The following is a 21,839-nucleotide window of genomic DNA, read 5'->3' on the forward strand; positions in this document are numbered from 1 at the left end:
GATGAGCGCGAGCAAATTACATCTCCGAAACATTCTGTAACGCTTGGACCATTGTCCGCCTAGATTTGTGTCGTTAGTGTCCTACGGCATCCGACCCGGGATCAAGGGCGGTCCGCCGCCGGGCATTTCCCCGCTACCGGCCACTGTGGACCGACCAGAGAGGGGCAGCCATGACCGTGATTCGCGCCGCCATCGTGCAGACGAACTGGACCGGCGACAAGGAATCGATGATCAAGGCGCACGAGGACTACGCACGACAGGCCGCCGCCCAGGGCGCCAAGGTCATCTGTTTCCAGGAGCTGTTCTACGGCCCCTACTTCTGCCAGGTGCAGGACTCCGCCTACTACGAGTACGCCGAGTCGATCCCCGGCCCGACGACCGAGCGCTTCCAGGCCCTCGCCGCCGAGCTGGGCATGGTCATGATCCTGCCGATGTACGAGCAGGAGCAGCCCGGCGTCCTCTACAACACCGCCGCGGTCCTGGATGCCGACGGCACGTACCTCGGCAAGTACCGCAAGAACCACATCCCGCAGGTCAAGGGCTTCTGGGAGAAGTTCTACTTCCGCCCCGGCAACCTCGGCTACCCCGTCTTCGACACCGCCGTGGGCAAGGTCGGCGTCTACATCTGCTACGACCGGCACTTCCCCGAGGGCTGGCGGGCGCTCGGCCTGGGCGGCGCCCAGATCGTGTTCAACCCCTCGGCGACCAGCCGCGGGCTCTCGGCCTACCTCTGGCAGCTCGAGCAGCCGGCCAGCGCGGTGGCGAACGAGTACTTCATCGCCGCGATCAACCGCACCGGCATCGAGGACCTCGGCGAGAACGACTTCTACGGCACCAGTTACTTCGTCGACCCCGAGGGCAGGTTCGTCGGCGAGGTCGGCGACGCGCACAACCCGGAGCTCATCGTCCGCGATCTGGACATGGACCTGCTCGCCACGGTCCGCGACCGCTGGCAGTTCTACCGCGACCGCCGTCCCGACGCCTACGGGGAGCTGGTGCAGCCGTGACGAGCCTGTTGATCAAGGGCGGGACCGTGGTCGGGCCGCAGGGCCCGATCGCCGCCGACGTGCTGGTCGTCGGGGAGAAGGTCTCGGCGATCTTCATGCCGGGCGACGGCCCGGTGGAGGGCGACTTCGAGGTGCTCGACGCGACCGGGAAATACGTCATCCCCGGCGCCGTCGACGCCCACACGCACATGGAGATGCCCTTCGGCGGCACCAAGGCCAGCGACACCTTCGACACCGGCACCCGGGCCGCGGCCTTCGGCGGCACCACGACCATCATCGACTTCGCCATCCAGCGCTACGGCGAGGTGGTCCAGGACGGGCTCGCCGCGTGGCACGCGAAGACCCAGGGCGAGTGCCACATCGACTACGCCTTCCACATGATCATCGGTGGCGTCGACGACGACTCGCTCAAGGCCATGGACCAGCTCGTGAGCAGCGAAGGGATCACGAGCTTCAAGCTGTTCATGGCGTACCCCGGCGTCTTCTACAGCGACGACGGGCAGATCCTGCGCGCGATGCAGAAGGCCCGGGACAACGGCGCCATGATCATGATGCACGCGGAGAACGGCCCGGCCATCGACGTGCTCGTCAAGCAGGCGCTGGAGCGCGGCGAGACGGACCCGCTCTACCACGGCATCACCCGCCCGGAGGCGCTCGAGGCCGAGGCGACCAGCCGCGCGATCTGGCTGGCCTCGGTGGCCGCCGACTGCCCGCTCTACATCGTGCACCTCTCGGCCAGCAAGGCCCTCGAACAGGTCGCGGCCGCCCGGGACCTCGGGCGCAACGTGTTCGCCGAGACGTGCCCGCAGTACCTGTACCTGACCCTGGAGGACCAGCTCGGCGCCGACGGCTTCGAGGGTGCGAAGTGGGTCTGCTCCACGCCCCTGCGCAGCAAGCACGAGAGCCACCGCGCCGACCTGTGGAAGGGCCTGCGCTCCAACGACCTGTCCGTCGTCTCCACCGACCACTGCCCCTTCTGCTTCAAGGACCAGAAGGAGATGGGCATCGGCGACTTCTCGAAGATCCCCAACGGCATCGGCAGCGTCGAGCACCGCGTCGACCTGCTGTACCAGGGCGTCGTCGAGGGCAAGCTGTCGCTGGCGCGCTGGGTCGAGACCATCGCCACCACCCCGGCGCGGATGTTCGGCCTCTTCCCGCAGAAGGGCATCATCGCGCCCGGCTCCGACGCCGACATCGTGCTCTACGACCCCGCGGCCCGCACCCGCATCGGCGTCGAGACGCACCACATGAACATGGACTACTCGGCCTGGGAGGGCTTCGAGGTCGCCGGCAAGGTCGACACCGTGATCTCCCGCGGCACCGTGATCGTGTCCGGCGACACCTATCACGGCACCAAGGGCCACGGACGGTTCGTCCGCCGCGGACTGTCCGACTACCTGCTGTAGGAGCATCGATGCGAGAGATCAAGCACTGGATCGACGGGCAGGCCGTGTCCGGCACCAGCGGCCGGCACCTGCCGGTCTGGGACCCGGCCACCGGCGAGCAGCAGGCGTACGTCGTCGCCGCCACCGCCGCGGAGACCGACGCCGCCGTGGCGAGCGCCCTCGCCGCCTTCCCGGCCTGGCGGGCCGCGTCGCTGTCCCGCCGCGCCGAGGTCATGTTCCGCTTCCGCGAGCTCGTCGACGCCAACCGCAAGGAGATCGCCGCGCTCATCTGCGCCGAGCACGGCAAGACCGTCGCCGACGCGGGCGGCGAGGTGGCCCGGGGCCTGGAGAACATCGAGTTCGCCGCCGGCGCCCCGCACCTGCTCAAGGGCGGCTACAGCGAGCAGGCCAGCTCGGGCGTGGACGTCTACTCCATCCGCCAGCCGCTGGGCGTCGTCGCCGGCATCACGCCGTTCAACTTCCCGGCGATGGTGCCGATGTGGATGCTCTGCAACGCGCTCGTGTGCGGCAACACGTTCGTGCTCAAGCCCAGCGAGAAGGACCCGTCCGCCTCGCTGCTGCTGGCCGACCTGCTGCGCCAGGCCGGCCTGCCCGACGGCTGCTGCAACGTCGTGCAGGGCGACCGGGAGGCGGTCGAGCGGCTCATCGAGCACCCGGACGTGCGGGCGCTGAGCTTCGTCGGCTCGACCCCGATCGCCAAGGCGGTCTACGAGGCCGGCACCCGGGCCGGCAAGCGCGTCCAGGCGCTCGGCGGGGCCAAGAACCACATGGTGGTCCTGCCCGACGCGGACGTGGACGCGGCCGCCGACGCCGCGGTCTCGGCCGGCTACGGCTCGGCGGGGGAGCGGTGCATGGCCGTGTCCGTCGTGGTCGCGGTCGGCGCCGTCGCCGACCCGCTCGTCGCCGCGATCAGCGAGCGGATCGGCCGCATCGCGGTCGGCCCGGCCACCGACCCGGCCTCGGAGATGGGCCCGCTCATCACCCGCGAGCACCGCGACCGCGTCGCCGGCTACCTCGCCGAGCCGGGCTCGGCCGAGGTCGTCGTCGACGGGCGCGAGGCCGCGGTCAGCTCCGGCCCCGGGTTCTTCCTCGGCGCGTCGCTGGTCGACAAGGTGACCCCGGACTCGCCGCTCTACCGCGACGAGATCTTCGGCCCGGTGCTCTCGGTCGTGCGCGCGGACTCCTACGACCAGGCGTTGCAACTCGTGAACGACAACGAGTACGGCAACGGCACCGCGATCTTCACCCGCGACGGCGGTGCCGCGCGGCAGTTCCAGTACGACGTGGTCTGCGGCATGGTCGGCGTGAACGTCCCGGTGCCGGTCCCGGTCGCGTACTACAGCTTCGGCGGCTGGAAGTCCTCGCTCTTCGGCGACCTGCACATGTACGGCCCCGAGGGCATCCAGTTCTACACGCGCAGCAAGGTCGTCACCTCGCGCTGGCCGGACCCGGCCACGTCCGAGGTCGACCTCGGCTTCCCGAAGGTGCGGTGACGGATGGACGTCGGGGTGGTGCTGCAGTGCGACCCGCCCGCCATGGGCGTGGTCGAGCTGGCCAAACAGGCCGAGGCGGCCGGCTTCAGCCATGTGTGGACGTTCGACTCCCACGTGCTGTGGCAGGAGCCGTTCGTCATCTACAGCAAGATCCTCGCCGACACCGAGCGGGTCGTGGTCGGCCCGATGGTGACCAACCCGGGCACCCGGGACTGGACCGTCACCGCGTCGCTGTTCGCCACCCTCAACGAGATGTACGGCAACCGCACGGTCTGCGGCATCGGCCGCGGCGACTCGGCGGTGCGCGTGCTCGGCTCCCGCCCGACCACCCTCGCCGAGCTGCGCGAGTGCGTGCAGGTCATCCGCGAGCTCGGCAACGGCCGATCGGTGCACCTGCGCGACCGGGACCTGCGCTTCGCGTGGGCGCCGGACAGCCGGCTCGAGGTCTGGGTCGCGGCCTACGGGCCGAAGGCGCTCGCGCTCACCGGCGAGGTCGGCGACGGGTACATCCTGCAGCTGGCCGACCCCGACATCGCGGCCTGGATGATCAGGGCGGTCCGCGCGGCGGCGGAGAAGGCCGGCCGGGACCCGGCGGCCATCAAGTTCTGCGTCGCCGCCCCGGCCTACGTCGGCGACGATCTCGCGCATCAACGCGACCAGACCCGCTGGTTCGGCGGCATGGTCGGCAACCACGTCGCCGACATCGTCGAGCGCTACGGCGCCGACGGGGCCGTGCCGAGCGTGCTCACCGACTACATCAAGGGCCGCCGGGGCTACGACTACGCCGAGCACGGCCGCGCCGGCAACACGCACACCGACTTCGTCCCCGACGAGGTCGTCGACCGGTTCTGCATCCTGGGCCCGGTCGAGCGCCACCTCGAGCGCCTCGCCGAGCTGCGGGAGCTCGGCGTGGACCAGTTCGCCCTGTATCTGCAGCACGACGCGAAGGAGTCCACGCTCGCCGCCTACGGCGAGCATGTCATCCCGGCCGTCGCATGAGACGAGTCCTGGGTGCCCTGAGCGCAACCACCGCCGGGGTCGCCGTCTTCGTCCTGCTGTGGGAGGGCTACAAGGCGGTCGGCGACGACGAGGGCACCAAGGTCTTCGGGGTGCGCATCCTCCCGCGCGCCGACGACCTTTCGATGCCCCACCTCTACACCGTCGTGCAGCGCCTGGGCCGCCCCGAGCTCACCGGCGGGCGGCCCATCTGGCGGGTGGTCCTCGACGCGTGCCTGTTCACCCTCGGCGTCACGGCGGTCGGCTTCGCCGCCGGGGTCGTGATCGGCTTCGTGCTGGCCGCGCTCATGCAGCGCTTCCGGGTCGTGGAGCGGGGCCTGCTGCCCTACGTGATCCTGTCGCAGACCGTGCCGCTGGTGGCCCTGGCGCCGCTGGTGGCCGGCTGGAGCGGGGCGCTGTCGTTCGGCCCCTACCCGTGGCAGGACTGGATGACCGTGTCCACGATCGCCGCGTACCTGGCGTTCTTCCCCGTGGCCGTCGGGCTGCTGCGCGGCCTGCAGTCGCCCTCGGCGAGCGGCGTCGAGCTGATGCGCAGCTACGCCGCCGGCTGGTGGCGCACGTTCGTGAAGCTCCGGCTGCCCAGCGCGCTGCCGTTCCTGTTCCCGGCGCTGCGCCTGGCCGGGGCGGCGGCGGTCGTCGGCGCGGTGGTCGGCGAGATCTCCACGGGGACGCGGGGCGGGATCGGCCGGCTCGTCATCGAGTACTCCCGGGAGGCCACCTCCGACCCGGCCAAGGTCTACACCGCGATGCTGGGCGCGGCCCTGCTCGGCCTGTGCGTGGCCGCGTTCGTCAGCCTGCTCGAGCTCCCCCTCATGCGCCACCGGCGCCGAGTCGAGGTGAACGTCATATGACCGCGGTATCGGTCGCGGGTGTCAGCAAAGTGTTCAACCAGGGCCGTCCCGACGAAGTGACCGCCCTCTCCGACGTGGACCTCACCGTCGGCAGTGGACAGTTCGTCTCCCTCATCGGCCCCTCCGGGTGCGGCAAGTCCACGCTGCTGCGGCTCATCGCCGACCTCATCGAGCCGAGCGCGGGGACCGTCACCGTGGCCGGCAAGCCCGCGGGGCAGGCCCGCCGCGAGCAGGAGTACGGCATCGCGTTCCAGCAGGCCGGGCTCTTCGAGTGGCGGACCGTCAGGCGCAACGTCGAGCTGCCGCTGGAGCTGCGCCGGATCCCGCGCCAGCAGCGGCGCACCCGCGCGGAGGAGATGCTCGCGCTGGTCGGGCTCGCGGACTTCGGCGGCCACTACCCGGCCCAGCTCTCCGGCGGCATGCAGCAGCGGGTCGCGATCGCGCGGGCATTGGCCGTACACCCGCCGCTGCTGCTCATGGATGAGCCCTTCGGCGCCCTGGACGAGATGACCCGCGAGCGCCTGCAGGGCGAGCTGCTGCGGATCTGCGCGGCGACCGGCACGTCGACCGTGTTCGTCACGCACTCGATCTCCGAGGCGGTGTTCCTGTCCGACAAGGTCGTCGTGATGTCGGCCCGCCCCGGCCGCATCACCGCGACCATCGACATCGCGTTCGCCGAGCGCGACGAGGCGGCCCGCCAGTCCACCGAGTACTTCGACTACGTGACCGCCGTGCGCAAGGCCCTGCGGTCATGAGGCGGGTGCTGCCCCCGGTGCTCGTCGGCATCCTCGGGCTCCTCGGCTGGGAGCTCGTCGTGCGGGCCGGCCGCATCGCGCCCTTCATCCTGCCGGCCCCCTCGGCGATCTGGGCCGAGCTCGTCGAGCAGCGCGCCAACGTGCTCGACGCGGCCCTGGCCAGCGGGGCCAACGCCCTCGTGGGGCTCGTCGGCGGCACGGTCGTGGCGGTCCTCGCGGCGCTCGCGGCCAGCCGGCTGCGGCTGCTCAGCGAGGTCTCGGTGCCGTTCGCGGCGGTGCTCAACGCGCTGCCGATCATCGCGCTCGCGCCGATCCTCAACAACATGTTCGAGTCCACCAGCAGCGTGCCGCGCCGGCTGGTCGCCGGGATCATCGTGTTCTTCCCGGTCTTCATCAACACGCTGCGGGGCCTGCGCGAGGTCGACCCGACCCATCGCGAGCTCATGGACAGCTACGCCGCGGGCGGCTGGACCTTCGCCCGCCTGGTGCGCCTGCCGGGCGCGCTGCCGCACCTGTTCACCGGGCTGCGGCAGGCGTCGTCGCTGGCCGTCATCGCCGCGGTCGTCGCCGAGTACTTCGGCGGCCTGCAGGACGGCCTCGGGGCGCGGATCACCTCCGCCGCCGCGTTCACCGCCTACCCCCGGGCGTGGGCGTTCGTCTTCGGCGCCTGCGTGCTCGGGCTCGCCTTCTACCTCACCACGCTGCTCGTCGAGCGGCTCGCGATGCCCTGGAAGTCCCGTTTCTGACGGAGGTTCCCCCCAATGAAGAGCATGCCGATCATCGGCGCCGTGATCGCGGCCGGGCTTGCCCTGTCCGCCTGCGGCACGGCCGACTCCACCTCACCCACCACCACGACCAGCGGCGGCATGACCACCGTGAAGCTGCAGCTGCAGTGGTTCTACCAGGCCCAGTTCGCCGGCTACATCGCCGCCGTGGACAAGGGCTTCTACAAGGAGCAGGGCCTCGACGTGCAGCTGCTCGAGGGCGGCGTCGACATCGTGCCGCAGACCGTCCTCGCGCAGGGCAAGGCCGACTACGCCGTGGCCTGGGTGCCCAAGGCCCTCGCCTCGCGCGAGCAGGGCGCCGGGATCACCGACGTCGGGCAGATCTTCGCCCGCTCCGGCACCTACCAGGTCGCGTTCGCCAGCTCGAACATCAAGGGCCCGGCCGACTTCAAGGGCAAGAAGGTCGGCAACTGGGGCTTCGGCAACGAGTTCGAGCTCTTTGCCGGCATGACCAAGGCCGGCCTCGACCCGGGCAAGGACGTCACCCTGGTGCAGCAGCAGTTCGACATGCAGGCGCTGCTGAAGAAGGAGATCGACGTCGCCCAGGCGATGTCCTACAACGAGTACGCGCAGCTGCTCGAGGCCACCAACCCGGCCACCGGCCAGCTCTACAAGGCCGAGGACTTCCAGATCATCGACTGGAAGACCGTCGGCTCCTCGATGCTGCAGGACGCCGTGTGGGCCAACACCGAGAAGCTCAAGGACAAGGCGTACCAGGACCAGACCGTGAAGTTCCTGACCGCCACGATCAAGGGCTGGGCCTTCTGCCGCGACAACGCGGAGGAGTGCCGGGACCTCGTGGTGGCCAAGGGCTCCAAGCTCGGCAAGACCCACCAGCTGTGGCAGATGAACGAGGTCAACAAGCTCATCTGGCCCTCGTCGAAGGGCATCGGCCTGGTCGACGAGGCCGACTGGGCGCGCACGGTGGAGATCTCGCAGACCACCAAGAACCAGACCGGCGACACGGTGCTCAAGAAGAAGCCCGAGGGCCTGGCGTACACCAACGACTATATGCAGAAGGCCCTGGACGCCGCGAAGGCCGCCGGCGTGGACACCATGGGCTCGTCGTTCGCCCCCAAGACGGTCACCCTGACGGCCGGCGGCGCATAACGCGCAGCGCGTTGTATACGTCGCGCGTTGGTCCCGGCGCAGGTCACCCCTCGACGGGGCGGCCTGCGCCAGGGCCCGGCGGTGAGCCTGGCTACGCCAGGTGCTCGTCCGCCGTCTCCAGGGCGTCGTCGATCGCGTCGATGCCCTGGAGCAGCTCCTCCTCGGAGATGATCAGCGGTGGTACGACGTGCACGCGGTTGAAGTGCGTGAAGGGCCACACGCCGCGGCGCTTGCACGCGGCGACCACGTCCGCCATCGGCTTCGCGGCCGGGCCCGCCGCGTTGTAGGGCACGAACATCTCGCGCGTGCCGCGGTCGCGGACGAGCTCGATCGCCCAGAACAGGCCGAGCCCGCGCACGTCGCCGACGCACGGGTGCCGGTCGCGCAGCTTCTCCAGGCGCGGCCGGACCACCCGCTCGCCCAGGTCGCGCACGCGCTCGGGGATGCCCTCGTCGCGCATGACCTCGATGGTGGCCACGGCCGCGGCGCAGGCGAGGGGGTGCCCGGAGTAGGTGAGGCCGCCGGGGAAGGGGCGCTCGGCGAACGTCTCGTAGACGCGCGGGCCGAGGATGACGCCGCCCAGCGGTACGTAGCCGGAGTTGACGCCCTTCGCGAACGTGATGAGGTCGGGCACCACGCCCCAGCGGTCGACCGCGAACCACGCGCCGCACCGGCCGAACCCGCTCATCACCTCGTCGGCGATGAGCAGCGCGCCGTGGCGGTCGCACAGCTCGCGCACGCCGGCGAGGTAGCCGGGCGGGGGCACGAGGATGCCGTTGGTGCCCACGACGGGCTCGAGGATCACCGCCGCGATGGTCTGCGGGCCCTCGAGGGTGAAGACCTCCTCGAGGTGGGCGAGGGCGCGCTCGGACTCCTGCTCCTCGGACTCGGCGTGGAAGGGGGAGCGGTACGCGTACGGCCCGAAGAACCGCACCACGCCCGGCATGGCGGGCTCGTTGGCCCAGCGGCGCGGATCGCCCGTGAGCGTGATCGAGCCCGTGGTCGCGCCGTGGTATGAGCGGTAGGCGGCGAGGATCTTGTGCCGGCCGGTGGTGCCGCGGGCCATGCGGATCGCGTGCTCGTTGGCCTCGGTGCCGCCGTTGGTGAAGAACACGTGCCCGAGGTCCCCGGGCGCGACCGAGGCGATGAGCCGGGCGGCCTCGCTGCGCGCCGCGTTGCCGAACGTGGGCGCGATCGTGCACAGCTTCGCGGCCTGCTGCTGGATCGCGGCCACGACGCGCGGGTGCTGGTGGCCGAGGTTGAGGTTCACCAGCTGCGAGGAGAAGTCGAGGTACCGCGTGCCGGCCTCGTCCCAGAACGTGGCCCCGAGCCCGCCCTCGACCACCACCGGGTCGAGCAGGCGCTGGGCGGACCAGGAGTGGAAGACGTGTGCGCGGTCGTCGCGGTAGGCGTCGGTGCGTTGTCCCGTCATGAGCCGACGTTAATGGCACACGTTCGCCCGGACAATATCCGCTCTGTTTCAGATTGTTACCGGCAGTATCCTGACGCCATGCAGATCACCTCGGTCAGTGCACTGGAGGAACTGCTCGGGTCGCCGACGCCCCGGGCCGTGACCAAGGAACGCGACCGCCTGTGCGCGGCCGACCGCGACTGGCTCGGGCTCTCCCCGTTCGTGCTGGTCGGCACCGCCGACGCGGAGGGCAACTGCGACGTCTCGCCGAAGGGCGACCCGCCCGGCTTCACGCACGTCATCGACGACCGCACGATCGCCATCCCCGAGCGCCCCGGCAACCGCCGCGCCGACGGCTTCCACAACATCCTCGCCAACCCGCACGTGGGCCTCATCTACCTCGTCCCCGGCCGCCGGGAGACGCTGCGGATCAACGGCCGGGCCCGGCTGCTCACCGACGCGCCCTGGTTCGACGAGCTCGTCGTCGAGGGCCACCGGCCGATCCTGGCCCTGGTGGTCGACATCGACACGATCTTCCTGCACTGCCAGAAGGCGTTCATGCGCTCGAAGCTGTGGAAGCCCGAGACCTGGACCCCCGAGGCGCTGCCCACCCACGCCAACCTCGTCAAGAGCGTCCAGGACACGCCGGAGACCGTCGAGGAGCTCGAGGCCTACTACGCCGAGAGCAACTACGCGCGCGGCCTGTATTAGGGGCTTAGCCCCACTGCGCCCGGCGCCCGCGGCGAGAAAAATGGCCTGCATGAAGCCGTGGCCGTTCGCTCGCCGGGGGCTGCTCAGCGTCGCGCGGGTGGCGTTCGCCGGCATCGTCTGGGTGCCGGTCCACATCGTGCTCATCGTGTTCACCGTGGTCTCGTTCGTGCTCACCGCGGCCGGCGTCGGGCTCATGCTCGCCCCGCTCGTCCAGATGATGGTGCGCGCCTACGCCGGCCGGCGCCGGCGGCTGGCCCGGGAGTGGAGCGGGGTCGACATCCCGCCGCCGTATCGCCCGCGGCCCGCCGGGGCCTTCATCGGCTCGCCGCGGCGGTGGATGTGGCTGGTGCGCGACCCGGCGACCTGGCGCGACCTGCTGTGGCTCGTCGGCGGGGCGCCGCTGGGGGTCGCGTTCGGGGCGGTCGCGCTGGCGGGGCTGCTCTACGGCGCGCAGGGCGTCGTGCTGCTGCCGGTCATCGCCAACGTCGTCTCCGGCGACGACACCGGCTACGGCGTCACCTGGCCGCTGCACCCGATCAGCTACGCGTCGGTGCCGTTCCAGGGCGCCCTGATCACGGCCGGCGTGCTGTACGGGGCACCGTGGCTGCTGTGGGCGCTGGCGAAGTACGACCACAGCCTCCTCGGCCCGACCGGCAAGGCGGTGCTCGCCCGCCGCGTCGACACCCTGACCCAGACGCGCACCGACGTCGTCGACGCGCAGGCGGCCGAGCTGCGCCGCATCGAGCGCGACCTGCACGACGGCGCGCAGGCCCGCATCGTCGCGCTCGGCATGAGCCTGGGCATGGCCGAGGACCTGGTCGTCCACGACCCGGCCGCCGCCCAGCAGCTCATCGCCGAGGCCCGCGAGGCCAGCGGCCTGGCCCTGGCGGAGCTGCGCCGGCTCGTGCGCGGCATCCACCCGCCGGTGCTCGCCGAGCGCGGCCTGATCGGCGGCCTGCGCGCGCTGGCCCTGACCCTGCCGCTGCCCGTCGTCGTCGAGGGCGACCTGCCGGGCCGGCCCCCGGCGCCGGTCGAGTCCGCCGTCTACTTCGCCGTCGCCGAGGCCCTCGTCAATGTGGCCAAGCACAGCGGGGGCGGGGCCGCCTGGGTATCGTTGTCGTACCTCGGGGGAGCCCTCTACTGCAGCGTCAGCGACGACGGCGTGGGCGGCGCCGCGCCCCGGGCCGGCTCCGGGCTGGCCGGGGTCGAGCGGCGGCTGGCCGCGTTCGACGGCCTGCTGCGCGTCGACAGCCCGCCGGGCGGACCGACCGTGCTGACGATGGAGCTGCCGTGCGTGTTGTCATCGCCGAAGACCTCGCCCTCCTCCGCGACGGGCTGATCAGGCTCCTCGGCGCGTACGGCTTCGAGGTGGTCGCGGCCGTCGACAACGGCACCGACCTGCGCTCGGCCCTGCTCAGCCACCGCCCGCAGGTCGCGGTCGTGGACGTGCGCCTCCCGCCCACGTTCACCGACGAGGGCCTGCGCGCGGCGATCGCGGCCCGCGCCGAGGTCCCCGGCCTGCCCGTGCTGGTGCTGTCCCAGCACGTCGAGCAGCTCTACGCGCGCGAGCTGCTCTCCGATCGCGGCGGCGGCGTCGGGTACCTGCTCAAGGACCGCGTCGCCACCGTGGGCGAGTTCGTCGAGGCGGTCCGGCGGGTCGCGGCCGGGGGCACCGCGATGGACCCGGAGGTCGTCTCGCAGCTGCTCGCCCGCAACGCCGGCGCCCCCACCCGGGCGCTCACCCCGCGGGAGCGCGAGGTGCTCGGGCTCATGGCCGAGGGCCGCTCCAACGCCGCCATCGCGGGCCGGCTCTTCGTCACCGAGAAGGCGATCGGCAAGCACATCGCCAACATCTTCACCAAGCTCGGCCTGCCCCCGTCCGAGGACGACAATCGCCGCGTCCTCGCCGTCCTCGCGTACCTCAACGCATGAACCGGGTCGCGCTGATCACCCGGCTCCGCGCCGCCGGGTGCGTCTTCGCCGAGGAGGAGGCCGACCAGCTGCTCGCGGCCGGGTCCGACCCCGCGGCCCTGGAGTCGATGGTCGCGCGCCGGGTCGCCGGGGCCCCGCTGGAGCACGTCCTCGGGTTCGCCGAGTTCGCCGGGGTCCGGGTGGCCGTGACCGACGGCGTGTTCGTGCCCCGGCACCGCACGCGGCTGCTCACCGACACGGCCCGCGGGCTGCTGCGCGACGGGGGCACGGTGCTCGACCTCTGCTGCGGCACCGGCGCCCTCGGCCTGGTCGTGGCCCGGGGCTTCCGCGGCGTCCGGCTGGTCGCGACCGACCTGGACCCGGCGGCCGTCGGCTGCGCGCGCCGCAACCTCTCCGGCGTGAGCGGCGAGGTCTTCGCGGGCGATCTCTTCGCGCCGGTACCGGATGATCTGCGCGGCCGCGTGGACGTCCTGCTCGCCAACGTGCCCTACGTGCCGACCGCCGAGATCGCCTACCTGCCCGCGGAGTTCCGCGTGCACGAGGCCCGCGCGGCCCTGGACGGCGGCGCGGACGGCCTCGACGTGCTGCGCCGCGTCGCCGCCGAGGCCGCGGGCTGGCTGGCCCCGGGCGGCGCGCTGCTCACCGAGGCCGGCGAGGGGCAGCTGGGCACCGCCCACGCGCTGCTGCGCGCGGGCGGGCTCCGGCCGCGCACGGTCACCGATGCGCGGACCGAGACCAGCGTCGTCGTCGCGGTGCGGGACCTGACCTAGACGTTCATCGCCACGCGCTGCCCGAGCTCGTGGCTGATGCGCTCGAACGTGCCCGCGTTCTCCTGCTGCTGCACCAGGTTGGTGCGCAGGATCTGGGCGCACTGCACCTCGCCCATGAGCAGCGCCTTGTCGATGAGGCCGTGGTAGGCCGCGACGCCCAGGTGCGCCAGGCGCGTCTCGGCGTCGACGGTGTAGATCTCCATCGCCTCCATCGACGGGCCCTGCCCCGCGAAGGCCTGGAACTCGGCGCGCATCCCGTCCACCGTCAGGCACGGGACGTCCTCGGGCTCGGTCTCCATCATCGCGAAGCACGTCTCGAGGTTCTGGATCTTCTGCTGACCCTGTTGCTGCTGGGCGCGCAGGATCTGGGCCAGCGGGCTCTGCTCGGTCCGGCCGAGGATCTCGCCGACGAACTGGTTGCTCCTGCGCTCGGCGTCGTACAGGCCCGACAGCTCGTAGAGGAACAGGTCGGCCGGATTGTCCAGTGGCATGCGCTTCTCCCTCGCTTGATTGGGGACCCACCCGACCTACCCGCAACGCTCGCGGCATCCGCGCCGATGGCGGGGTGTTCCGAGGGTGGTTCGCGGCGAAAGCGCCCGCACCTAGTCCTTCGGCCAGCTCGCCTCGATCGCGTCGAGGACGTCCTTCGTCGGCCTGCCCTCGAGCCAGTCGATCATCCCGGTCCAGAAGGTGCCGGTGCCGACGGCCGCGGGCATCATGTCGGAGGCGTCGAAGCGGAACACCGTGCCCGGGTCGGTGAGCAGCCGCGCGGAGAGCTTCTCGACCGGCGAGCGCAGCGCGTCGCGGTCGATGGCCCGGTTCGCGCTGACCGCCCCGCCGAGCCGGGCACGGTGATCCGCCCACTGGGGTGTCGAGAGGTAGGACGCGACGGCCCGCACCTCGGGCCGGTCCGTGAAGGCGCCGGCGAACTCGCCGGCGCCCAGCACCGGCCGGGGCCGGGCCGGGTCGAGCGGGGGCAGGTAGAACGCGAAGACGTCGCCGTCGGGGCCGATCCGGGTGCCGTCCGGCCACTCGTTGGCGTAGAAGGACGCCTGGCGGTGCAGGGCGCACGCGTGCTGCAGGATCGGCAGCCCGCCCTCGGACATGGCCACGGTCGCGATGGACCGCACGCCGCCGTAGCCGCCGTTGACGTACCGCGGATCGCGCAGGATCGCCCCGGCCTTGTCCAGCGCGTCGACGATCCGGGCGTCGTTGAACGGGATCTTGTGGGCGACCCAGCGGTCGTACACCTCCGGCCCGGCCGTGCGCAGGAGCACGTCCTCGAGCCAGTCGGTGATCGGGAACCCGGTCGCGGCGCCCGACTCGGCGCCGGCGCACCACGGCGTCACCCCGTCGGCCGCGATCCGCTCGGTGAGCGTCATCAGCTGCGCCCACGTGTCCGGGATCGCGTACCCGTGCTCGGCGAAGAACCCGGGGGAGTACCACACGAGCGACTTGATGTTCGCGTTGAGCGGGGCCGCGTAGAGCTCGCCGTCGACGGTGCCGTACGTCTGCCACTCCGGCGACCACCAGCGCTCGACGTGCGCCTTGACGTCGGCCGAGACGGGCTTGAGCCCCTTGCCGCGGGCCATGTCGGCGATGAGGCCCGGCTGCGGGAACAGCGCGATGTCCGGCGGGTGCCCCGCGGCCGCCCGGTCCTTGAGATCCTGCTCGAACGCGGCGATGCCGTCGTAGTCGACCGTGATGCCGGTGCAGTCCTCGAAGTCGTCCCACGAGCGCAGGAGCTTGTCCGCCTCGGCGTTGCGGATCGGGCCGGTCATCGTGACCTTCGTGCCCTCGTGGCTGCCGTACGCGGCGTACTGCGCGCACGCGTCCGCCGCCCGGTCCGCCGGCGTGCTCTTCGCGCAGCCGGCCAGCACCAGGATCAGTGCGACAAGGAGGACATGGACCCGCATGGCACGTCGATCTTAAGCCGCGAGCGCCGGTCCCCGGGCCGGGTTCGCCACCATCACGCACCCCTTGCCGCTCGCCTTGGCCGCGTACATGGCCTGGTCGGCGTCGTGCAGGAACGCCTCGACGTCGTCGTGCCCGTGCCACCGCGCGACGCCGACGCTGGCCCGCGGCACGATCTGGACCGAGCCGAACGCGACCGGCTCCCGCAGCGCGGCGAGCACCCGCTGGGCCACCGCGACGGGATCGTCGGCGCCGTCGAGCAGCACCGCGAACTCGTCGCCGCCGAGCCGGGCCGGGGTGTCGGCGCCGCGCACCTGGTCCCGCAGCCGGTCCGCGACCGCCACCAGCAGACGGTCGCCGGCCGCGTGCCCGTGCACGTCGTTGACCTGCTTGAACCCGTCGAGGTCGATGAGCAGCAGGGCGGTGCCCGGCCGGTGGCGGGCCTGCTCCAGGCGCTCACGCAGCAGCACCCGGTTGGGCAGCCCGGTCAGCCCGTCGTGGTACGCGCGGTGGTTGAGCTGATCGAACGCGTCGCGCAGGACGCCGACCGTGTTGTTCAGCGACCGGCTCATCTGCCCGACCTCGTCCTTGGAGTCGAGGTCCAGGTGCTGCTGGAAATCGCCCGCGGCCACCGCAGTGAGCACGGTGACGGCCCGGCGCAGCGGCCGGCTCAGCTGCCGCGCGGCGAGGATCGCGACGCCGGCCGCGACGACCCCGCCCACGACGAGCAGGATGGTCACGTTGCGGCTGGTCCGGGCCGTGCGCTCGCCGATCTGCCGGTTGCCGGCGGCGACCGCGTCGACGAGTTGGCGCAGGAACTCGTCCGCGCGGGTCTTCACCGTGCGCGCGACCGACTCGGAGCGCACGAGGACGATCGAGACCGCGTTGTCCCGGTCGCCGCGGCGGCTGGCGGCGAGGCCGGTGTCGCGGGCGGTGCGGTACTGCCCGATGACCTTGCTCAGCAGCTCCAGCTCGCGCAGCTCCGCCTTGGTGAGGCCGTTGTGCGCCAGGTCCGCGAGGTGCGTGTCGATCTGCTGGTCGGTGTCGGCGATCACGGCCTCGTAGCGGTCGCGGTAGAAGCCGGGCTGGGAGAGCAGGTGCGACTGCACGGCCTCCATCTGCAGCCCGACCGCGGAGCGCACGGCGACCATCTGCGTCATCGCCACGACGTCGCGGCGGTACTGCACGTCCTGCTGGGCCGCCACCTCGCGGAGGTTCACCAGCCCGTAGACCGCGATGCCCGCGAAGATCGAGGCGACCAGCATCGCGATCCCCACGATCTTGGTGGCGATGCTGCGATTGCGGACCCACGACGGCACGGTGTCACTGATCGACCGGCCCGCGGTTGCCGTGGAGTACTTTCCGGTTGCAACCTGAGCGTGTGGATCGGGTCGTCATCGTGGGCGCGGGGCCGGTCGGGGTCACCGCCGCGATCCTGCTCGCCCAGCGCGGCATCGCCAGCCTGCTGCTCGACCGTCACGAGGAGCCGTACGCGCTGCCGCGCGCGGTCCACGTCGACGACGAGGTGGTCCGCATCCTGCACGCGGTGGGCGTCGCCGGGGACTTCCTGCGCATCAGCCGCCCCGGCCTGGGCCTGCGCCTGCTCGACGCGCGGCACCGGGTGATGGCCTCCTTCGACCGCGCCCCCGGCGGCGGCCCGCACGGCTACCCGCAGGCGAACATGTTCGACCAGCCGGACCTGGAGCGCCTGCTGCGGGCGCGCATGGCCGGACTGCCCCTGATCGAGTTCGTGGGCGGCGCCACGGTCGTCGGCGTCTCGTCGGCGTCGGTGCGCTACGAGCGCGACGGCACCGTCGTGGACGTGCCCGCCGCCGCGGTGCTGGGCTGCGACGGCGCCGGCAGCACGGTCCGCGAGCTGATCGGCGCGCACCTGGTGGACCTGCGCTTCGCCGAACGCTGGCTCGTCGTCGACGGCGTCTGCCCCGAGGACCTGCACGCCTGGGGCGGCGTGCACCAGGTGTGCGACCCGCACCGCGCGGCGACCTTCATGGAGCTGGGCCCGCGGCGGTACCGCTGGGAGTTCCGCCTCCTCGACGGCGAGACCGACCTGGACCTGGACCCGCTGCTCGCCCCCTGGCTGCGGGGCCGCCCCGTGCGGATCGTGCGCCGGGCGGAGTACACCTTCCGCGCCAACATCGCCTCGTCCTGGCGCCGGGGCCGCGTCTTCCTGCTCGGCGACGCGGCCCACCAGACCCCGCCCTTCATCGGCCAGGGCCTCGGGGCCGGCCTGCGCGACGCGTACAACCTGGCCTGGAAGCTCGCCGCCGACCTGACCACCCCCGGGGGAGCCGAGGCCCTGCTCGACTCCTACGAGCGCGAGCGCGTCCCGCACGTGCGCGCCCAGATCCGCCTCGCGATCGTGGCCGGCTGGGCTATGACGGGCGGCCAGGACCGCGCGGCGGCCGTGCGCCGGGTGATCCTGGGCGCGATCTGGCGCGTGCCGGGCCTGAAGGGCCTCGCGCTGCGCTCGACCTCGCCCAGGCTGACGGGCGTGGGCCGCGGACGGCTGGTCGGGACGGTGGCGCCCGTGGCCTACGACGAGTGGGTGGTCCTGCACACCGGCCGGCCCCCGGCGTCCACGCATCGCCTGGTCGAGGCCACGGACGCGCCGGTGCGCCGCTGGCTGCGCGGCCGCGCGGTCGTCATCCGCCCCGACGGCGTCGTGCACTCGGTCCTGCGCCGGTGACGTCAGGCCGGCACGCGTTTGATGGTGATCCCCGGCCCGAGGTCCTCCAGGCCGCGCACCTCCTGCCGGCGGGTCAGGTTGACGTGCAGCGTCCGGCCCGCCGGCGGGGCGAGGTCGACCGGGGTCGCGGCATTGCCGAGGCTGATCACCTGTAGCGAGGGGATCGCGGCGGCGACGCGAAGGTAGACCTCCGCGGTGTACCCGAGCATCAGACTCTTCACCTGCGGGTTGTAGGTTCAAGTCCTACGCGGCGTACAAACGGTCAATGCCCTGAGCAGGGGTTTACCCGCTCAGGGCATTGACGTCTTTCGGCAGGGATTTAATCCTGCCCCCGAATACCCCTCGTTAATGGGGTTCCAGGGGTCAGGTTCGCCGGGGCACCCGTGACGCCCGACTATGGGCGACCGCCACGGCGCTACGTGGCCCGGCTGGTGTCGCCCTGATCGCCGAGGCGCTCAAGGATCACCGACACGTCCGGGGCGAGTGCGGGTTTGGCGACATAGTGCCGGTTCGTCACCTGTTCGCTTCCGTGCCCGAGTTGTGCAGCCGCGCTCTTGGTGTCGGCTTCCTGGTCGATGAGGGTGGCGACGGTCTTGCGGAAGGTGTGCGGAATGACCCACGTCAGGCCGGCCTCGTCGCGAGCGCGGCGCCACTGCCGCCGAACGTTGTTCGGGGCCAGCCAGGTGTCGCGGCGGGTGGCGAAGACCGCGTCAATCGAGCTGTCCACGGCGGCGACCTTACGCGTCAGCAACACGCCCACGGCGAAGCTGGGCAGGACGAGGGTGCGGTAGCCAGCGTCGCTCTTGGTCCACTCCTGCCGCACGATGCCCTGCCCTTTGAGGTAGATCAGGGTGCCGGAGATCGTGACGGTGGGCCGTTCGGCACCGAGGTCCAGGTCGCCCCAGCGCAGCGCGAGCACTTCGCCGATACGCGCGCCGGTCGCGAGCATGAGGTCGACGATGTCGGCCAGGTCGCCGGTGTGGCGTGGTCCCGACTTGCCGGGAGTGGGCGCCTGCCACTGCCGGATGGCCGCACGCACCGCATGCAGGTCGTCGTCGGTCAGCGCGGCTACCTTCCGTTTCGGCGTGCGCAGCCGTCCGGTGTCCCGGACCGGGTTGGTCGAGATGGCGCCGCGTCGTACGGCGAGTGCGAACATCTGGCCGAGCACGACCTTGGCGGTCTTCGCCGCCGACGGATGCTCTGCGGCGATCTCGCGGAGGAACTTGTCGAGCCGACCAACCGTCGCCTCGCGGATCCGCAGATCGCCCAGAGCCGGCCGGATCTTGGAACGCAGACTCGACGTGTACGTGTTCAGGGTCTGCGGAACCACCTGCTCCTCGGCGACCATCTGCTCGAGCCACAGGTCGGCAAGGGTATCGATGCGGGTTTCCCGCGTGATCTCATCGTCGTTCGGCGTGACCCGGTCGCGGAGCTTCTCCTTCAGCGCGCGAATGGCGGCGGGGCCGGTGGTGCCGGTGGCCTCGACGTCGCGGGTCTTGCCGTCGTAGTCACGGAACCGGGCGCGGGCGCAGAAGCGGTTCAGCCCGAGCTTTTCGGTACGGATGGCGCCCCAGGTGCCGATCGGGAGCGGAGGTCGGGCCACGGCTCACCGACCCTGGTTGGTCTGGTCGTTGAGCCACTGTTCCACCTCGCTGCGGCGGTACCGCAGGGTGTTGCCGACACGGATCGCCCGTGGCCCCTTGCCCCTGCTGCTCCAGGCGTAGAGCGTGTTCTTGGGCTTGCGTAGCCACGCGGCGACGTCGTCGATGGTGAGGAGCGGGTCGGGCCGCCAGTCGGCGCCGTCCGGCGCGGTCATGGCTGGCCCATTGCTGTCGAATCGGCGCCCGGAACGGTCGGGCCGTCCGTGGTACCCGGGCCGGTGCCCGCGTGGGTGCGTGGCGCCGTTGGGGTGGGTTGGGGATCGCGTGGGCATGGGTCAGGTGTCCTATCGGGCGTCCGGCCGCGTTGCTGCCGGGGACGGGGGACGCGGCCCGGTGCTGCTGGTGCGGTTGCGGGCCGGTCCGGTTGCGGACATCGATCCATGCGGTCGGGCGTGGAGGGGTCAAGGCTGGCCTCGGCCGCCGCAATGGGCGTCTGACCAGTTCCGCCGGGCTGGCTGTGCGCCCCCGCCGAGCCATCCGAGAGCGACGGCACTCGGCCGACAGTTCGCTCGCGAGGTTCATTGCTGCCGCTGTGGGTCGCACCCATGCGGGTGTGCGCACTCGCTTGGAAGATCAGGAGATCCTCGTGCTGGATCAGCCACTGCGGGTCGCCGGTGGCGACCGCCTCGCGAACGTTCTTCTGCTGGAAGAACGAGGCCCGGGGCACGAGGACACCGTCACGGACTCCGGCGATCAGCGCGACGAGCTCCTCGACCAAGGTGAGACCGGCGGCGAGCCCGGCCGCCGCAACCATTCCGGGAATGTCGATCAGTTCGCCGTGCCGTCGGTACGGCCGCGCCGTAACCGCGACGTGGCCGCCGGGCCGGAGGATGGCGGCGCAGCCGGTGAGGATCTGCGTGAACCCTTCGGCCAGCTCAGTGTGGGCGATGTAGGCGAGGTTCCCCGGGTCGCTGCCGTACCGGTGGTTGATCTTCCGGACCTTCCCCCGGCGCGGGCCGGGGGTGCGAGCGTGGCCGTGGGTGGACGGCCCGTACGGCGGCGAGGTGATCACCAGCGAAATCCGGCCGTGAACGTCGGGCGGGATCAAGACGGGCAGGCGGCGGGCGTCGCCGGTGTAGATCTCGCCGGTGCCGGTGGCGCCCTGGCTGGTGGCGAGGCGGATGTTGTCGGCGGCGTGCTGGGCCCACTGGTGTTCGTACTCGACGCCGATGCCGTGTCGGCCGAGGTGCATCGCCTCGACGATGGTGGTGCCGATGCCGGCCATCGGGTCGGCGATCCGGTCGCCTCGTTCGGTGTAGGTGGCGATGAGGTACCGCGGGATGGTGGGCAGCATCTTGCCCGGGTGCTCCATCGAGGCGGGCGTGTACCGGCCCCGGCGCATGTCCCGGGAGAGGGTCTGCCCGGTGAGCAGGACCGAGCCCTGCACGCCGTTGGCGATGAGCTCGAACAGCCGGGCGACGTCGAGCGCGCCGCCGTCGGCCGGGTCAGTGCCCAGGGCGAAGGCGTCGGTGGATGGTAGGGGTTCACGCATCGGTGGCCTCCTGGTCGGTGGTGGTCGAGCGGAAGGCGAGGACGTCCAGGTGGATGAGGGCGTGTCGCCCGTCGAGCAGCGCGGGCCGGGTGTCCGCGGCGGTGGCCGGGTCGGTGCGCGGCTCGGTGGCCGGGAGCGGGACCAGCAGCGCCGGGAGGTGCTGGTGGTAGCGCAGCCCGGCGGCGCGGGCGGCGGCTATGACGGTGCTGCGCCGGGAGACCCGGCCCGGCTGCGGCGGCGCGGGTGCCAGGACGGTGAGGACGAACCCGCCCGGACGTACCAGGCGGCGCCACTGGTGCGTGGCCTCGGTCAGGGCGTGCAGGCCGAGCCGGTCGCCGCCGGGCTGGGGCAGCCCGGCCAGCAGCAGTGACACTCCGGCTTCGGTGAGCCGCCGGACGCGGGTGGGCCGGGCTCGGACGCCGGTGAGCCGGACCCGATGGGTGTCGCCGTCGGCGACGACGATGGCCGGGTGGCGGTGCAGGTAGCGGGCGGCGCGGGCGACGCTGGGATGAGCATCGAGGTCGAGCACGACGTCACCGGCGCGGGTGTAGTGCCGGATCAGCCAGGCAACGCGGTGCGGGTCGAGTCCGTGCCAGGAGGCAGCGTCGGCCAGCGGCGCGCGTCGCAGGTGGGCGGGGACGAGGAACAGCCCGACTCGCGGGCGTTCGGGGCTGGGATCGGCAGTGTGCAGATCGGTCTGCGGCATGGGTGGTGTGGCCACGTCCGCCGACAAGCGCTGACATTAAGGGAATACAAATTCGGCCCCCGATTTGGAGCCCGCCACGCAAGTCGGCTGCCCGAACATGGTCGTCCTTCG

General features: G+C 71.9%; 22 protein-coding genes. 13 read left to right on the forward strand and 9 right to left on the reverse strand.

What is annotated here, in order from left to right; translation table 11 throughout:
• Positions 1–170 precede the first annotated feature (170 nt).
• From ACQP2P_RS11080 to ACQP2P_RS11115, 8 genes are read left to right on the forward strand one after another with little or no spacing between them, the layout of a single operon-like run.
• Positions 171–1,007: a nitrilase-related carbon-nitrogen hydrolase gene (locus tag ACQP2P_RS11080; RefSeq protein ID WP_433615271.1), complete on the forward strand. Its 837-nt coding sequence runs from the start codon at positions 171–173 to the stop codon at positions 1,005–1,007.
• The gene (gene hydA / locus ACQP2P_RS11085) at positions 1,004–2,413 is read left to right on the forward strand and encodes a dihydropyrimidinase (RefSeq protein WP_433615273.1); all 1,410 of its coding nucleotides are present in this window, start codon (positions 1,004–1,006) and stop codon (positions 2,411–2,413) included. Before ACQP2P_RS11080 ends, hydA begins: the two co-directional genes overlap by 4 nt.
• A gap of 8 nt (positions 2,414–2,421) precedes the next feature.
• Complete coding sequence (gene mmsA / locus ACQP2P_RS11090; RefSeq protein WP_433615275.1) at positions 2,422–3,906, forward strand: CoA-acylating methylmalonate-semialdehyde dehydrogenase; 1,485 nt, start codon at positions 2,422–2,424, stop codon at positions 3,904–3,906.
• 3 nt (positions 3,907–3,909) lie between these two features.
• The gene (locus ACQP2P_RS11095) at positions 3,910–4,905 is read left to right on the forward strand and encodes a TIGR03842 family LLM class F420-dependent oxidoreductase (RefSeq protein WP_433615277.1); all 996 of its coding nucleotides are present in this window, start codon (positions 3,910–3,912) and stop codon (positions 4,903–4,905) included.
• Positions 4,902–5,774 (forward strand): ABC transporter permease, encoded by an 873-nt coding sequence (locus tag ACQP2P_RS11100; protein ID WP_433615279.1) that lies wholly within the window; start codon positions 4,902–4,904, stop codon positions 5,772–5,774. Before ACQP2P_RS11095 ends, ACQP2P_RS11100 begins: the two co-directional genes overlap by 4 nt.
• Positions 5,771–6,529, forward strand: coding sequence for an ABC transporter ATP-binding protein (locus ACQP2P_RS11105; protein ID WP_433615280.1), 759 nt, complete (start codon positions 5,771–5,773; stop codon positions 6,527–6,529). The genes ACQP2P_RS11100 and ACQP2P_RS11105 overlap by 4 nt, the downstream gene beginning before the upstream one ends.
• Positions 6,526–7,275 carry an ABC transporter permease gene (locus tag ACQP2P_RS11110; RefSeq protein WP_433615282.1) on the forward strand — a complete coding sequence of 250 codons (750 nt, stop codon included), beginning with the start codon at positions 6,526–6,528 and terminating at the stop codon, positions 7,273–7,275. Before ACQP2P_RS11105 ends, ACQP2P_RS11110 begins: the two co-directional genes overlap by 4 nt.
• Positions 7,276–7,290: 15 nt before the next feature.
• Positions 7,291–8,424, forward strand: a complete 1,134-nt coding sequence (locus ACQP2P_RS11115) for an ABC transporter substrate-binding protein (protein ID WP_433615284.1) — start codon at positions 7,291–7,293, stop codon at positions 8,422–8,424.
• A gap of 91 nt (positions 8,425–8,515) precedes the next feature.
• Here ACQP2P_RS11115 and ACQP2P_RS11120 read toward each other — a convergent pair whose 3' ends face one another.
• On the reverse strand, positions 8,516–9,856 hold the full coding sequence (locus ACQP2P_RS11120; RefSeq protein ID WP_433615286.1) for an aspartate aminotransferase family protein: 1,341 nt from the start codon (positions 9,854–9,856) through the stop codon (positions 8,516–8,518).
• Between the two features lie 78 nt (positions 9,857–9,934).
• Here ACQP2P_RS11120 and ACQP2P_RS11125 point away from each other — a divergent pair, with 78 nt between their 5' ends.
• From ACQP2P_RS11125 to ACQP2P_RS11140, 4 genes are read left to right on the forward strand one after another with little or no spacing between them, the layout of a single operon-like run.
• Positions 9,935–10,546 carry a pyridoxamine 5'-phosphate oxidase family protein gene (locus tag ACQP2P_RS11125; protein WP_433615288.1) on the forward strand — a complete coding sequence of 204 codons (612 nt, stop codon included), beginning with the start codon at positions 9,935–9,937 and terminating at the stop codon, positions 10,544–10,546.
• 49 nt (positions 10,547–10,595) lie between these two features.
• On the forward strand, positions 10,596–11,885 hold the full coding sequence (locus tag ACQP2P_RS11130; RefSeq protein WP_433615290.1) for a sensor histidine kinase: 1,290 nt from the start codon (positions 10,596–10,598) through the stop codon (positions 11,883–11,885).
• Positions 11,837–12,478 (forward strand): response regulator transcription factor, encoded by a 642-nt coding sequence (locus ACQP2P_RS11135; RefSeq protein WP_350618483.1) that lies wholly within the window; start codon positions 11,837–11,839, stop codon positions 12,476–12,478. Before ACQP2P_RS11130 ends, ACQP2P_RS11135 begins: the two co-directional genes overlap by 49 nt.
• Positions 12,475–13,248, forward strand: coding sequence for a putative protein N(5)-glutamine methyltransferase (locus ACQP2P_RS11140; protein ID WP_433615291.1), 774 nt, complete (start codon positions 12,475–12,477; stop codon positions 13,246–13,248). The genes ACQP2P_RS11135 and ACQP2P_RS11140 overlap by 4 nt, the downstream gene beginning before the upstream one ends.
• On the opposite strand, the gene ACQP2P_RS11145 is transcribed toward ACQP2P_RS11140, so the two are convergent.
• From ACQP2P_RS11145 to ACQP2P_RS11155, 3 genes are all read right to left on the reverse strand, one after another.
• On the reverse strand, positions 13,245–13,739 hold the full coding sequence (locus tag ACQP2P_RS11145) for a DUF892 family protein (protein WP_433615292.1): 495 nt from the start codon (positions 13,737–13,739) through the stop codon (positions 13,245–13,247). The two genes, ACQP2P_RS11140 and ACQP2P_RS11145, sit on opposite strands and share 4 nt — an antisense overlap.
• Positions 13,740–13,850: 111 nt before the next feature.
• The gene (locus ACQP2P_RS11150) at positions 13,851–15,164 is read right to left on the reverse strand and encodes an ABC transporter substrate-binding protein (protein ID WP_433615294.1); all 1,314 of its coding nucleotides are present in this window, start codon (positions 15,162–15,164) and stop codon (positions 13,851–13,853) included.
• Between the two features lie 12 nt (positions 15,165–15,176).
• Entirely contained in the window at positions 15,177–16,481 is a 1,305-nt protein-coding gene (locus tag ACQP2P_RS11155; RefSeq protein WP_433615296.1) for a diguanylate cyclase domain-containing protein, read from the reverse strand.
• Positions 16,482–16,543: 62 nt separating this feature from the next.
• On the opposite strand from ACQP2P_RS11155, the gene ACQP2P_RS11160 reads away from it, so the two are divergent.
• Positions 16,544–17,869: a bifunctional 3-(3-hydroxy-phenyl)propionate/3-hydroxycinnamic acid hydroxylase gene (locus ACQP2P_RS11160; RefSeq protein ID WP_433615298.1), complete on the forward strand. Its 1,326-nt coding sequence runs from the start codon at positions 16,544–16,546 to the stop codon at positions 17,867–17,869.
• A 2-nt stretch (positions 17,870–17,871) separates the two neighbouring features.
• Here ACQP2P_RS11160 and ACQP2P_RS11165 read toward each other — a convergent pair whose 3' ends face one another.
• From ACQP2P_RS11165 to ACQP2P_RS11185, 5 genes are all read right to left on the reverse strand, one after another.
• The gene (locus ACQP2P_RS11165) at positions 17,872–18,090 is read right to left on the reverse strand and encodes a hypothetical protein (RefSeq protein WP_433615300.1); all 219 of its coding nucleotides are present in this window, start codon (positions 18,088–18,090) and stop codon (positions 17,872–17,874) included.
• 194 nt (positions 18,091–18,284) lie between these two features.
• Positions 18,285–19,472, reverse strand: coding sequence for a tyrosine-type recombinase/integrase (locus tag ACQP2P_RS11170; RefSeq protein WP_433615302.1), 1,188 nt, complete (start codon positions 19,470–19,472; stop codon positions 18,285–18,287).
• Positions 19,473–19,475: 3 nt separating this feature from the next.
• The gene (locus tag ACQP2P_RS11175; protein WP_433615304.1) at positions 19,476–19,685 is read right to left on the reverse strand and encodes a helix-turn-helix transcriptional regulator; all 210 of its coding nucleotides are present in this window, start codon (positions 19,683–19,685) and stop codon (positions 19,476–19,478) included.
• Positions 19,682–21,022, reverse strand: a complete 1,341-nt coding sequence (locus ACQP2P_RS11180) for a DNA methyltransferase (protein WP_433615305.1) — start codon at positions 21,020–21,022, stop codon at positions 19,682–19,684. Before ACQP2P_RS11180 ends, ACQP2P_RS11175 begins: the two co-directional genes overlap by 4 nt.
• Positions 21,015–21,755 (reverse strand): hypothetical protein, encoded by a 741-nt coding sequence (locus tag ACQP2P_RS11185; RefSeq protein ID WP_433615307.1) that lies wholly within the window; start codon positions 21,753–21,755, stop codon positions 21,015–21,017. Before ACQP2P_RS11185 ends, ACQP2P_RS11180 begins: the two co-directional genes overlap by 8 nt.
• Between the last annotated feature and the right edge of the window lie 84 nt (positions 21,756–21,839).

Origin of the sequence: Dactylosporangium sp. CA-139114 (genome assembly GCF_050955725.1) — a bacterium.
In the GTDB taxonomy this organism is placed as follows: Bacteria; Actinomycetota; Actinomycetes; order Mycobacteriales; family Micromonosporaceae; genus Dactylosporangium.